This is a genomic window from Rubrivivax benzoatilyticus JA2 = ATCC BAA-35, assembly GCF_000190375.1.
GTDB classification, from domain to species: domain Bacteria; phylum Pseudomonadota; class Gammaproteobacteria; order Burkholderiales; family Burkholderiaceae_C; genus Rubrivivax; species Rubrivivax benzoatilyticus.
The window spans coordinates 1-12921 of record NZ_AEWG01000025.1; the positions used below are offsets into that span (position 1 = coordinate 1).

Consider the following 12921-nt stretch of genomic DNA (forward strand, 5'->3'; position numbering starts at 1 on the left):
GGCCTCGTCCACCGCGCCCTGCAGCTGCTGCGCGAACTCGCCCGACGGGCCGGCGGCCTGGATCGCCTGCTCCCACAGCTGCACCGCACGCGGGTACTGCTCGCGGTTGAAGGCGATCGTGCCGCCCAGCGCCAGCGCCTTGACGTTCTTCGGGTCGGCCTTCAGCGCCTGGGCGATCAGCTTCTCGGGTTCGCCGTCGAGCGAGCGGTTGTTGACCATGCCGATCGCGTCGGCCAGGTCGGCCAGCGCCTGGGCGTCGCCGGGCTTGAGCTCGGCGACCTTGCGGTAGGCCTTCAGCGCCTCGTCGGCACGGCCGAGCGCGGCATAGGTGCGGCCGAGCATCTGCCAGGCCTGCACGTCGCCGGGCTCCTGCTTCAGCCGCTCCTCGAGCGCGCCGACCAGGGCCTCGATCTGCTGCTGGCTGGGCGCGCCGTCGCCGGTCGCGGCCGCCTCCTCGCGCTGCGCCGGGTCGGGCGGGCCGACCTTCCAGCCGGGCCAGTCGCCGTGCACCGCGTAGCCGGCGGCACCGGCGACGAGCACGAAGGCGGCGACCGCCAGCGACAGCCGGCGCGGCACGCGGGGCTGGGGCGGCTCGGGCGGCGTGGCCGCCGCCGCGCCCTGCGCGGTGACGGCGGCGACGATGCGGCGTTCCAGGTCTTCGCGGGCGCTGCGCGCGGCATCGCCGGTCAGCACTCCCTGGCGGCCCAGTTCGTCCAGCTCCGCGAGCTGGCGCTTGAGCTCATCGAGGGAGGCGGGGTTCGTCATCATCGTCGGGGGTGTCGGGGTCGAAGGCCTCGGGCGCGGCACGCTGGCGCCGGCGCAAGGTGATGAACAGGGCCGTCAGCGCCAGCACCAGCAGCACCGGCGGGCCGACCCAGAGCAGCGCGGTCTCGGGCTTGAACGGGGGCTTGTAGAGCACGAAGTCGCCGTAGCGATCGGTCATGTAGCTGCGGATGTCGTCCTCGCTCATGCCCTTGTGCAGCATCTCGCGCATCTGCTGGCGCAGGTCGACGGCGAGGTCGGCGTGCGACGCGGCGATGGTCTCGTTCTGGCAGACCAGGCAGCGCAGTTCCTCGGCGAGCTTGATCATGCGCGCCTCGACGACCGGGTCCTCGGCGACCGGCGGCGCCTCGGCAGCGAAGGCGGCGAGGCCGGCCGAGCAGGCCAGCGCGAGCGCGACGCGGCGCGCCCAGGTGGTGAAGCGCTCAGCCATTGAGTTTCCTCACCAGCGGTTCGATCGTGTCGCGCAGCGCCTCGGGCGTCACCGGGCCGATGTGCTTGTAGCGGATGACCCCGGCCTTGTCGACGACGAAGGTCTCGGGCACGCCGTAGACGCCGAAGTCGATGCCGATGCGGCCGTCGCGGTCGACGAAGGACGCCGTGTACGGGTCGCCCAGGCGCTGCAGCCACTGCTTGGCGGCGCCCGGCTCGTCCTTGTAGTTCAGGCCGTACAGCGGCACCGAGGCGCGCTTGGCCCAGTCGACGAGCACCGGGTGCTCCTCGCGGCAGGCGGTGCACCACGAGGCCCAGACGTTGAGCACCCAGACCTTGCCGACCATGTCCTGCTTGCCCAGGCTGCGCTCGGGCTCGTGCAGCAGCGTCGTGCGGAACTCGGGCGCCGGCTTGTCGATCAGCGGCGACGGCACCTCGCGCGGGTTCAGGCCCAGGCCGACGCCGAGGAAGCCGACGAGGACGAGGAAGGCCAGCAGCGGCCAGAGGAAACGGTTCATGCGAGGCTCTCGGCGGAAGCGGAACGCGGCGCGCCGGCCACGGCCGTCTGGCGCACGCGGTAGCGGCGGTCGGCCGCGGCGAGCAGGCCGCCGAGCATCATCAGCAGGCAGCCGCCCCAGATCCAGGAGACGAAGGGCTTGTAGTGCACGCGCACGACCCAGGCGCCACCCTCGATCTGCTCACCCATCGACACGTACAGGTCGCGCCAGAGGTTGCCGTGCACGGCGGCCTCGGTCATCGGCATCTGCTGCACGCGGTAGATGCGCTTCTCGGGCGCCAGCGAGCCGACCGGCTCGCCGTCGCGGGTGATGTCGATGACGCCCTGCGCGGCGATGTAGTTCGGGCCCTGGACCTCGCGCACCTCCTTCATCGTGAAGGTGTAGCCGCCGACGGTCGTCGTGTCGCCGGGGGCCATCTTCACGTCGCGCTCGGTCTCGTAGGTGTTGACCATCGCGACGCCGAAGGCGAAGACGCCGACGCCCAGGTGGGCGATCATCATCCCGGCCATCGCGCGCGGGATCAGGCGCAGCCGGTGCAGCAGCTGCCCGGCCTGGCCGCCGGCCGGCCACAGCCGCTGGCGCAGGTCGACCAGCGTCGCGAACAGGATCCAGTAGGCCATCGCCAGGCCGCCGGTGGTGGCCGCGGTGATGCGCCCCGCGGCCCAGCCGGTGGCCAGCGCCGCGCCCAGCGTGAAGACCAGCGGCAGCACCAGGCGCCGCAGCAGCGGGCCGGCCTCGTCATGCTTCCAGCGCGTCAGCGGGCCGATGCCCAGCACCAGCACCAGCGGCGCCATCAGCAGGCCGAAGACGGTGTCGAAGTACGGCGGGCCGACCGAGATCTTGCCCATGCCCAGCGCGTCGAGGAACAGCGGGTACAGCGTGCCCAGCAGCACTGCGCCGGTGGCCACCGTCAGCACCATGTTGTTGACCAGCAGCATCGACTCGCGCGACATCAGCCCGAAACGCTGCCCCAGGCCGACCTTGGGCGCGCGCCAGGCGAACAGCGCCAGCGACGCGCCGATGACGATCACCAGGAAGGCCAGGATGAACAGGCCGCGGCGCGGGTCGGTGGCGAAGGCGTGCACCGACGACAGCACGCCCGAGCGCACGAGGAAGGTGCCCAGCAGCGACAGCGAGAACGCGGTGATCGCCAGCCACACCGTCCAGACCTTGAAGCTGCCGCGCTTCTCGGTCACCGCCAGCGAGTGGATCAGCGCCGTGCCGACCAGCCAGGGCATGAACGAGGCGTTCTCGACCGGGTCCCAGAACCACCAGCCGCCCCAGCCCAGCTCGTTGTAGGCCCACCAGGAGCCCAGCGCGATGCCGAAGGTCAGGAAGATCCAGGCCCAGGTCGTCCAGGGCCGCGTCCAGCGCGCCCAGCCGGCGTCGAGGTTGCCGCCGAGCAGCGCCGCGATCGCGAACGCGAAGGCCACCGAGAACCCGACGTAGCCCATGTAGAGCATCGGCGGGTGGAAGATCATGCCCGGGTCTTGCAGCAGCGGGTTCAGGTCGCGGCCGTCGATGGCCGCCGGAATCAGGCGGTCGAACGGGTTGCTGGTCAGCAGCATGAACAGCAGGAAGCCCGCGGCCACCAGCCCCATCACGCCGAGGATGCGGGCCACGAAGGCCAGCGGCAGCGAGCGGCTGAACATCGCCACCGCCACCGTCCAGCCGACGAGCATCAGCACCCACAGCAGCAGCGAGCCCTCGTGGCCGCCCCAGACCGCGGCGATCTGGTAGATCACCGGCAGCGCCGAGTTGGAGTTCTGCGCGACGTAGACGACCGAGAAGTCGTGGCGCAGGAAGGACACCGTGAGCAGCACGTAGGCGGCAAACACCAGCAGCGCCAGCCAGGCCGACAGCGGCCGGGCCAGCGCCATCCATTCGCCGCGGTCCTTGTGGGCGCCGACGATCGGCAGCACGCCCAGTGCCAGCGAGACGGCGAGCGCGAAGAACAGCAGCAGGTGGCCGAGCTCTGGGATCACTTGGAGTCTCCGGTGGCCAGCGTGTCGGCGCTGTGCTTCATCTTCTCGGCACGCTGCACGGCGTCGGCGGCCTCGGGCGGCATGTAGTTCTCGTCGTGCTTGGCCAGCACCTCGCGCGCGGTGAACACGCCGTCGGCACCGAGCTGGCCCTGGGCGACGACGCCCTTGCCTTCCTTGAACAGGTCGGGCAGCACGCCCTCGAAGCGCACCGGCACATCCTTGGCGGTGTCGGTGACGACGAAGCGCACCGTGACGCCGTCGCGCACCACGCTGCCCTCGCGCACCATGCCGCCGATGCGGAAGGTGCGGCCCTCGGGCGCCTCCTTCGTCGCGACCTGGGTCGGCGTGTAGAAGAACACGAGGTTGCTGTTGAAGGCGTTGAGCACCAGCCCGGCGGCGACGCCGACGGCGGCCAGCACCCCGACCGCGATCGCGGCGCGTTTGTGGCGCGGCTTCATTGTTCGCCCCCGTCACGCGCGGCGGCGAAGGCCTTGCGCCGGCGGCGCTCGGCGAAGTGCGACTCGGCCAGCATCACCGCCAGCGTCACGCCGTAAGAGCCCCAGACGTAGAGGCCGTAGCCGCCCATCTGCAGGAAGTCTTCCCAGGAGTTCCAGTACATCAGTCAACCCTCACCGTGCGCCGGTCAGCGAGCGGACCCAGTCGGTGTCCGACTCCTGCTCCAGCACGATCGCGCGGGCGCGCGTGAACACGACGGCGAAACTGTAGGCCCAGCAGGCCACCGTCATCAGCAGCATCGCCACCAGCATGGTCGTGGCCATCTTGGGTGCGGCGGTCATGCTGATGGTGGCGCCCTGGTGCAGCGTGTTCCACCACTTCACCGAGAAATAGATGATCGGCACGTTGACCGCGCCGACGATGGCCAGCAGCGCGCCGGCGTTGGCCGCGCGGCGGGCGTCGTCGATGGCCTCGGTCAGCGCGATGTAGCCGAAGTACAGCAGCAGCAGGATGAACTCGGACGTCAGGCGCGCGTCCCAGACCCACCAGGTGCCCCAGGTCGGCTTGCCCCACAGCGCGCCGGTCCACAGCGCGAGGAAGGTGAACATCGCGCCGGTGGGCGCCAGCGCCCGGGCGTACATCGACGCCATGCGCGCGTTCATGGCCCAGCCGACGGCGGCGAAGAAGGCCATGACGAGGTAGATCAGCATCGACATCCAGGCCGCCGGCACGTGGATGAAGATGATCCGGTAGGCGTCGCCCTGCTGGAAGTCGGTGGGCGCGATGCCGAAGCCGACGTACAGGCCGGCGATGGTGAACAGCACCGTCACCGCCCAGCACCAGGGCACGAGGCGCCCGGCCATCGAATAGAAGCGCGAAGGCGCGGAAAAGGTCGACCAGCGCAGGCGTTGGGTCATGGTCCGGAGGGTCAGTCGAGCGAGATGCGCAGCGCCGCGGCGGTGGCCGGCGGCGCGCCGAGCGCGGTGAGGATCAGCACCGCGCCGAGCAGGGAGAAGTGAGCTGCAGGCGACAGGCCGCTTTCGACCGCGCCGACGGCGCCGGTGCCGAAGATCAGCGTCGGCACCGTCAGCGGCAGCACGAGCAGGAAGACGAGCGCGGCACCACTGCGCAGGCCCAGCGTCAGCGCGGCACCCACCGCACCCAGCAGGCTCAGCACCGGCGTGCCGACGAGCAGCGTCGCGGTCAGCGCGGCGATGGCCGCGCCGTTCATGTCGAAGAGCAGGCCGATCAGCGGCGCGGCGACGACCAGCGGCAGGCCGGTCGTCAGCCAGTGCGCCAGCACCTTGCCGGTGACCAGCATCACCAGCGGCTGCGGCGCCAGCAGCATCTGCTCGAGCGAGCCGTCCTGGTGGTCGGACGCGAACATCTGCGTCACCGACAGCATCGCCGCCAGCAGCGCGCAGACCCAGACGACGCCGGGGCCGATCTGGCGCAGGGTCTGCGGCTCGGGGCCGACGCCGATCGGGAACAGCGACGCGGCGACGATGAAGAAGCCCAACGGCAGCAGCGCCTCGATGCGCCGACGCCCGGCAAGCAGCAGGTCGCGCTGCGTGGTGGCCAGCAACACGGAACTCATGCTCGGGAGCGACGGAGGTGACGGAACATGAGGCTCATGCGCTGAGGACGGGCGATTGTAAGGAGGCGTTGGGACACCGGAACCACGCGGCCTCACCCGGGAAAAGGCGTTTGCGCGGCACGCGCCGGGATGTGGCCTGCGGGGCGTGCCCGCCACGCCAGGCCGCCACGGGGCGCAGGGGGCGGGAGCAGGCGTTCACGGAGGGGGTTTTCAGGTGGTGTCTCGGCCCCGGAGCGCTGGCGCGGCTGGCGCGAACACCCGATCTGGACTGAGTCCAGACCTTAACCGTGCCGCAGCCGCCGCGCCGCGATCTTCGCGGCTTTCTTGATGTTTGTCAGACGGTCACGCGGCCGCGGCGAGCGCTCTGCACGCGGCGCGTTTCCAGGTCGTATTCCACCGCGCCGGCGAGCTCGACGACCTGGTGGCTGGTCAACAGCACCGCACCGCCGCGTGCGGCGTGCGCCAGCAGCAGCGCCGACAGCCGCGCCGTGCTCTGCGCGTCCAGCGCGTCATACGGTTCGTCGAGGATCCAGGTGCGCGCGCGTTCGTCCAGCGCCAGGCGCGCCAGCGCGCCGCGGCGGCGCTGGCCTTGGGACAGCGTGCGCACCGCGGCCGCCCGGCGGTCGGCGAGACCCGCCTGCTCCAGCGCCGCGGCGGCACGTTCGCCGGCGTCGGCCACGCCGCCCAGGCGGCCCAGGAACGCCAGCGACTCGCCCAGCGTCAGGTCGTCCTTCAGCGCATTGGCGTGGCCGATGTAGAGCACCGCCTCGCGCGCCGCGGCACCGGCTTCGCGCACCGGGCGGCCGTTCCACAGCAGCTCGCCCGCTTCGGGCGTCGACAGCCCGGCGAGGATGCGCATCAGGCTGGTCTTGCCGCTGCCGTTGGTGCCGCGCAGCCAGGTGATGCTGCCGGGCTTCAGCTGGATGTCGACGCCTTCGAACAGCAGCCGGCGCCCGCGCCGGCAGGCGAGCGCGCGCCCTTCGAGGCCGGTGCCCGGCGAGGTGGTGGTGGGGGTGTCGGCCACGGCGGTGATCAGCGGTTGCCGGCGAGCGCCGGCGGCGCGCGATTCTGTCACGCGCCGCGTCGCGTTTTCAGCGAATCCGCCGGCGCAGCCGGGCGATCTCGTCTTCGAGGTCGGCCACCAGCGCGGCGAGCTCGGGCACGGCGTCGAACTCGCGCTCCAGCAGCGCCATGCGGCGCACGCGGCGCAGCGCGACGGCGTCGAAACGCCAGTCGCCACGGCCGCCGCCGGCCGGCCGCACGAAGCCGGCCTCGATGCGTTCGGCCACCCAGCCCGGCGCCACCGGCGCGGCGCGGCAGAGTTCGTCCAGGGTCAGCAGCGCCTCGTCGAGCAGGCGCAGCGTGTCGTCGCTCATCGCTCGTCTCCACCACGGCGTTCGGCTTCGGCGGCAGCCACCTTGCGCGCGTCGAAGTCGGGCAGCGCCTGCGCCATGCGTTCGTACAGCGCACGCGCGCGCGGGTCCAGGCCGCTGGGCAGCACGACACGCACGACGAGGTCCAGGTCGCCCGGCGGCGAGCCCGGCAGGCCGCGGCCTCGCAGCGTGAGGCGCTGGCCCGCTTGCGCGCCGGCCGGCACCCGCACCTGCAGCGTGCTGCCGTCGGGCAGCGCCACCGGCACCACGCCGCCCAGCGCCGCTTCCCAGGGCGCGACCGGCAGCTCGCCGACGAGGTCGGCACCGTCCACTCGCCAGCGCGGGTGCTCGTGCAGCGCCACTTCGAGGAACAGGTCGCCCGGCGGCTGGCCCGGCCCGCCCTGCCCGGCCAGGCGCACCAGCCGGCCCGGGCGCACGCCGGGCGGCAGCGTCACCTCGAGCGTGCGTTCGCCGAGCACGACGTGGCCGTCGGGCCCGAGCTGCGGCTGGCGCAGCGAGACGCGGTGCACGCCGCCGCGCAGCGCGGCTTCGAGGTCGAGCACGATCTTGGCGTGGTGGTCCTCGCCGCGCATCGCGCCGCCGCGGCCGTGCCGGGCGGCGCCACGCGGCATGCCGGCGCGGCCGAAGAGCTGCTCGAAGAAGTCGCTGAAGTCGCCGCCGAACTCGGCGCCGCCGCCCGGCGCGCGGCCGTGGAACTCGAAGCCGGCGTCCCAGTCGGGCGGCGGCGTGAAGCGTTCGCCGGCCTGACGGCCGCGGCCGAGCTGGTCGTAGGCAGCGCGGCGCTCGGGGTCGGACAGCACGGCGTAGGCCTCGTTGACCTCGCTCATGCGCGCCGACGCGTCGGGCGCCTTGCTGACGTCCGGGTGGTACTGCCGCGCGAGCTTGCGATAGGCCTTCTTGACCGCGTCCTGCGTCGCGTCGCGGGCCACGCCCAGCACCTGGTAATAGTCCTTGAACTCCACCGTGTGATGCCTCCGAGCCTGCAGATGGCGGCGGCGGGTGGCCGGTTCAAGAGCCGGCCGGCGGCCGAAACACGCTACCGGGTCGCCGGAACGGCCTTGGCGCGGCGCCGGGACACCGGCGTTCGCCTGGCCGAAGGCCCCCGCCCGCCGGCCGGCACACGCTGGCTCAGCAGCACGTCACCCGAGATCTGCAGGTCCGAGCGGAGCCGCTTCATCATCGACAGCGTCAGCGGCCGGGTGCGGTTCAAGACCTCGTAGACACGGTTGGTGGCACCGATCATCGGCACCAGATCCTGGACCGTCAGCCCCTGCTGTTCCATCCGGAACTTGATGGCTTCGATGGGGTCCGGCGGCTCGATCGCGTGATGGGCGCTCTCGTAGGCGTTCAGCAGCGTCAGCAGCACCTCGAAGCGGTCGCCCTCGGGCGTGCCGCGCGCCGGCGGCTGGTCGAAGAATGCCGACGCGGCGGCCAGCGCGTGCTGGTAGTCCGCTTCGGTACGGATGGGCTTGATCTCCATGTTCACTCCATCTCGACGGTGGCGGCGTCGACAGCGTCGTACTGCTGATGCGCGCCGACGATTCTGATCGAGCGCTGCGGCGCCGAGGCGTGACTTGGGCCTCGCCTTCTCGACGCATTGAGTTGGAGTGATTGGATTGCTGTGGACGGGATGGCCGTTAGGACCCGTATCGCTCTTCTTTTCAGGGTCGCCGTTGCTGGTGACGCGGCATGCCGCCATCGGCGCGAGAGCCGGCCACCGGGGCGTGTCCCTCCGTTCATGTCCCCCGGGCGGGCTGCGCCCGCCCTCCTCCTAATACTTCTCTGCGGGACACGCCCCGGCGACCGGCTACGGTGCGGTGGAGGGGCGCAGGCGGACGGCGTGCCGGCTTCGGTTCAGCGCATCAGCGGCTGCACCACTGCGCTTCACACGGGACGCCGTCGTGGTTGCCGTCCATCTTCACGCCTGGACAGTGCTCGAGGAAGAACTTGGCCTCCTCGCACGAGTGCATCTGCGAGCAGTACGTGCGCCCGTCGCAGCTGAACCGGGACGACGTGGCGGCCGGCAGTGGGGCGGTCTCGGTGCGGGATTTGGCCGCCGCCGCGCGGCGCGCCTTCTCGGCGGCGTTCAGCTCCTCGATCGTCGGGTCCTTGCGCGGCTGCGTCGAAGGGCACGGCGCCTGTTGGTAGGTGACGGTGCCGTTGATGATGCACTTGTTCATCGACGCCGCGTCAGCGGCGGGGGCGGCCGTGACGATCGTCACCGCAGCCACGACGAGGCACAGCCACGACGGGACCGCCAAGCGCGGACGAGGCTGTCGGCTCCGCTCGACCCTGTAGCCGGTCCACCTGACGAGCCGCCCGGCGCTCGCGATCGCGGTCTTCACACCCATGCTCATGAAATAAATCCGTCCTGGTGATCGATGGGAGACGAGACATCCCGATGTGTCGGCGCGAAGCCTAGCAACCCAGCAGGATGAAGCGCTGGCAGGATGAAGCGCTGACGCATCTCCAACAGCAGTTATTGAACCAACGGCAGCGCATCGCGCGACGCATGCCGCTCGCGCTCCTGCATCGCGGGAATATCGTCGTCCAATTGCGTGAATCGGGACGTCCTCATCGCTCTTTCTCGAAGATGCGGACGTCTCCATTTTCGAACTGCCTACTCGGTGGGGGAGCTTACGACTCCGCCATCTACCCTCCGCAATCTAACGTAGAGCTCAGCGGCGGCCCGCAAGGGACGTCCGCTGCAGCGAATTGTTGGGCAACAAAGGTCTGCGCGAAACCAACGATTCGATCGCAAGCGCAGCCAATATTCCTATCATCGGCATGATGGGCTCACGGTATCGGAATATCACATAGAACAACATGTGCACACCCGTATAGCATGCAACCGCCAACCAGAGAATTGCGATTTGCTTGTTTCTTAGTCTACGAATCAATAAGACACCCAAAGCCGCTGCCACAAGCGTGACAAACTGAATCGCCCATAACACACGAACAAACTTCTCAACTGATGACTGCTCTCCTTTTCCTTCATGAAACGGAGGCATCCAGAAGTAAGCCGCCTTTTTCAAAGCCAACGTCGCAAACTCGGTCGGATGGGCTTTTGCCCACGCGATAGCATCTTGCTTCAGAGTCTCCGAGGCTTGAACCTCGCCAGTTTTTCGCAGGGCTTCCCAAGTAGGGCCACGTGGCGTTTCGGCGATTGAAACGAACATGCCTGTCGCTGCCGGGTTATTGCCCAAATACAGATTAAAGCCACCATTTGTGTTCAAGACAGGCGCGCCAATAACATGCATGTTCCGCAACATCCAAGGACCGGAAATCACCAAGGCAACTGCGAACATAATGATGACCAGGGTAGCTCGTTCACGCATCAATGCTGGGTTCAACACCAATGCCAATGCAACTACACCAACCAGAGACAAGGCAGCATTGCCAGTCAAAGCCAACAAGCCAAAGAGTGCGCCACAGCCAACAGCCACACCCTTAGAAGGCTGCGTTGCCAATCGCAAAGCACACCAAACGCCCCCCAGCACAAGGGGGGCCATCATGTTTTCCTTCAATAGATACACCCCATAGACACTGGCGGGGAGATATACCGCCCAGATTGCAGCAGCCATAAGTCGACCCAACCTGCCAGCCCCGGCCTCTTTCGCCACCAGATAGCACAGGATGATCGTTGCGCCACCCAACAACATATTGAATAGGCGAGCCGCAAGAAAGTTTTCCCCAAATAAGAAAAACACGGGAGCCAGAATGAACAATGGGTAGCCAACGTTATACATCGCATGGTTTCCCATTCCATCGACGATGCCGTTCCCGTTAACCAAGTTGAGCGCCATGCTTATATACGCAAGCTCGTCGCTTTCGGGCTCATGCTTGAAGCCGACCATGGCCGCCGCCCTGAGGGCAAAGCCGATGCCAACGATAATTGCCAGCCATAGCCAATCCCGGTGTGGTTCAGCTTTATTCGTTAGATTCATTAGCTCTTCCCCACCAAAAACACCCCCGCGCAAATCAGCACTACGCCAATCACGCGCGGAATGGTAACCTGCTCACCGACAAGAAAACCAATCGCGACGGTAAATACGAACCCTAGCCCAACCAAGGGGTAAGCTTTGCTTACATCCCACTTGGACAACACCCCCAGCCACACCACTGCCCCCAGCCCATAGATCAGAAAGCCACCGAAGACATACTTGTCCGTGAGCACATCGAACAGGGTCCTAAAGGTATAAGGCAGAGCCAGGGCGGCCCTGACTCCGTCCCCCGACATGCCCGCCTTCAAAGAGAACTGGGCGGCAACCGACAGGGCGATGCTGACGATGGCGATGAGGAGGGTTTTCACAGCGCGAGCCCCAGGGCGAGAAAGTGCGCCGCCAGCATGACGGCAATCATGGCGAAGACTGTCATACGGCTGCCGTGGTCCTTGATGGCGTAAATCACGGGGTCATCGTGCATTTCACCCCGAGAGGTTTTCACCCACAGGCGCGCCAGCCAGTAAATCAAGCCGATGGCCACTAGCCAGAGCAGCTGGGGCGTTGCATAGCGGCCCTGGGTCTCCGGCGCGCTGATGAACAGACCGAACACCACCACAGCGGACAGCGCTGCACCAACCCCCAGCGGCCACAGCACCACCAGGTCGGTCACCCGGTAATCCCGCCCACGGGTTGCCTCTTTTCCGGTTTCCTCCAGGGAAACGAGTTCGGCGCATCGCTTCACCAGAGCCAGGCTCAGGAACATGAACACCGAGAAGGCCAAGAGCCAGGAACTGGTGGCGATGCCGATGGCAACCGAGCCGGCCAGGATGCGCAGTGTGTAGAGGAGGGAGAGCATGAGCACGTCAATCAGCACGTATTCCTTGAGCACCCAGCTATAGGCGCTGGTCAACACCAGGTAGAGCAGGAGCATCAGGAAGAAGCCCTTGGATACCGTGAATGCCAAGCCGAAGGCCAGGAACAGGGCAGCGGCCGCAACGGCCAACCCGTGCAGTATCGGCAGCCGGGCACTGGCGAAGGGACGCAGCCGCTTCCGGGGGTGCGCCCGGTCGTTCTCCAAGTCCCAGAGGTCGTTGACCATGTAGGTGGCCGAGGCCGCGAAGGAGAAGGCCAGGAAGGCCAGGACCATGCTCACCAGCTTGCCCAGGTCGAAGAAAGAGAAGGCGGTCAGCAGGGGCACGAACAGCAGCAGGTTCTTCAGCCACTGATGCACGCGCAGGGCGCGCAGCCATACGGAGAGCCCCGCCTCTTCGCCTGGGAACTCGCGTTCTATCGGGACGCCTTGTTTGACTGTTTCCGCCGTGGTCGGGGAGACATCCACCAGCACCGCCGCCTGGGCCGACTTCCAGATGGGCACATCGGCCCGGCTGTCGCCGGCATAGACGAACGACCCTCCCACCTTTTCCTGGATGGCTTGCAGCTTTGCCTTGCCCTTCAGGTTGTGGCCCGCTTCGGTGGCCAGGACATGGTCGAATAGGCCCAAATGCTTGGCCACACCGTCGGCAATAGAGTGGTGGGCGGCCGTCGCCAGGACAATCTGTCGGCCCTTGGCCTTTTCCTCGCGCAGATAATCCAGGAGCGGTTCACGGTAAGGCAGGTGCTCGGCAGCAATGCCGACCTGGGCCGCGATGGCTTCCTTGAAACCGGCCCGGCCCTGCATGAGCCAGAAGGGCAGGCGTAGCAGGTTCATAGGGGATCTCTTCACCACCTTGACCAGGGATTCCACCAGAGTATCAGTGGGTGTGAGTGTTCCATCCAGGTCAACGACCAATGGTCGATTCATCGCTGCGGTCACAG

The 12921-nt window shown here is 68.1% G+C and carries 15 protein-coding genes and 1 pseudogene; all 16 read right to left on the reverse strand.

The window, feature by feature from the left end; translation table 11 throughout:
• A partial coding sequence (ccmI, locus tag RBXJA2T_RS19405; protein WP_138938760.1) for a c-type cytochrome biogenesis protein CcmI occupies nt 1-768 on the reverse strand: 768 nt, incomplete at its 3' end.
• Nucleotides 740-1213, reverse strand: a complete 474-nt coding sequence (locus RBXJA2T_RS02380; protein ID WP_009855716.1) for a cytochrome c-type biogenesis protein — start codon at nt 1211-1213, stop codon at nt 740-742. The genes ccmI and RBXJA2T_RS02380, both read right to left, overlap by 29 nt.
• On the reverse strand, nt 1206-1730 hold the full coding sequence (locus RBXJA2T_RS02385) for a DsbE family thiol:disulfide interchange protein (RefSeq protein ID WP_009855717.1): 525 nt from the start codon (nt 1728-1730) through the stop codon (nt 1206-1208). The genes RBXJA2T_RS02380 and RBXJA2T_RS02385 overlap by 8 nt, the downstream gene beginning before the upstream one ends.
• Nucleotides 1727-3715 (reverse strand): heme lyase CcmF/NrfE family subunit, encoded by a 1989-nt coding sequence (locus RBXJA2T_RS02390; RefSeq protein ID WP_009855718.1) that lies wholly within the window; start codon nt 3713-3715, stop codon nt 1727-1729. Before RBXJA2T_RS02390 ends, RBXJA2T_RS02385 begins: the two co-directional genes overlap by 4 nt.
• On the reverse strand, nt 3712-4173 hold the full coding sequence (ccmE, locus tag RBXJA2T_RS02395; protein ID WP_009855719.1) for a cytochrome c maturation protein CcmE: 462 nt from the start codon (nt 4171-4173) through the stop codon (nt 3712-3714). Before ccmE ends, RBXJA2T_RS02390 begins: the two co-directional genes overlap by 4 nt.
• Entirely contained in the window at nt 4170-4334 is a 165-nt protein-coding gene (ccmD, locus tag RBXJA2T_RS02400) for a heme exporter protein CcmD (RefSeq protein ID WP_009855720.1), read from the reverse strand. Before ccmD ends, ccmE begins: the two co-directional genes overlap by 4 nt.
• A gap of 10 nt (nt 4335-4344) precedes the next feature.
• A complete protein-coding gene (gene ccmC, locus RBXJA2T_RS02405) occupies nt 4345-5088 on the reverse strand; it encodes a heme ABC transporter permease CcmC (protein ID WP_009855721.1) in 744 nt (247 codons plus the stop codon).
• Nucleotides 5089-5099: 11 nt separating this feature from the next.
• A complete protein-coding gene (ccmB, locus tag RBXJA2T_RS02410; RefSeq protein ID WP_029718987.1) occupies nt 5100-5768 on the reverse strand; it encodes a heme exporter protein CcmB in 669 nt (222 codons plus the stop codon).
• Nucleotides 5769-6102: 334 nt separating this feature from the next.
• On the reverse strand, nt 6103-6792 hold the full coding sequence (gene ccmA / locus RBXJA2T_RS02415; RefSeq protein ID WP_050801722.1) for a cytochrome c biogenesis heme-transporting ATPase CcmA: 690 nt from the start codon (nt 6790-6792) through the stop codon (nt 6103-6105).
• Nucleotides 6793-6859: 67 nt separating this feature from the next.
• Entirely contained in the window at nt 6860-7144 is a 285-nt protein-coding gene (locus RBXJA2T_RS02420; protein ID WP_009855724.1) for a chaperone modulator CbpM, read from the reverse strand.
• A complete protein-coding gene (locus RBXJA2T_RS02425; protein ID WP_009855725.1) occupies nt 7141-8124 on the reverse strand; it encodes a DnaJ C-terminal domain-containing protein in 984 nt (327 codons plus the stop codon). Before RBXJA2T_RS02425 ends, RBXJA2T_RS02420 begins: the two co-directional genes overlap by 4 nt.
• Nucleotides 8125-8273: 149 nt before the next feature.
• Nucleotides 8274-8642 (reverse strand): annotated as a pseudogene (locus RBXJA2T_RS02430) (helix-turn-helix domain-containing protein); the annotation flags it as partial.
• Between the two features lie 382 nt (nt 8643-9024).
• A complete protein-coding gene (locus RBXJA2T_RS20015) occupies nt 9025-9513 on the reverse strand; it encodes an excalibur calcium-binding domain-containing protein (protein ID WP_202796724.1) in 489 nt (162 codons plus the stop codon).
• A 327-nt stretch (nt 9514-9840) separates the two neighbouring features.
• Complete coding sequence (locus RBXJA2T_RS19665) at nt 9841-11109, reverse strand: ArnT family glycosyltransferase (protein ID WP_009855729.1); 1269 nt, start codon at nt 11107-11109, stop codon at nt 9841-9843.
• Nucleotides 11109-11474 carry a DMT family transporter gene (locus tag RBXJA2T_RS02440; RefSeq protein ID WP_009855730.1) on the reverse strand — a complete coding sequence of 122 codons (366 nt, stop codon included), beginning with the start codon at nt 11472-11474 and terminating at the stop codon, nt 11109-11111. The genes RBXJA2T_RS19665 and RBXJA2T_RS02440 overlap by 1 nt, the downstream gene beginning before the upstream one ends.
• The gene (locus tag RBXJA2T_RS02445) at nt 11471-12919 is read right to left on the reverse strand and encodes a UbiA family prenyltransferase (RefSeq protein ID WP_237704846.1); all 1449 of its coding nucleotides are present in this window, start codon (nt 12917-12919) and stop codon (nt 11471-11473) included. The genes RBXJA2T_RS02440 and RBXJA2T_RS02445 overlap by 4 nt, the downstream gene beginning before the upstream one ends.
• Nucleotides 12920-12921 lie beyond the last annotated feature (2 nt).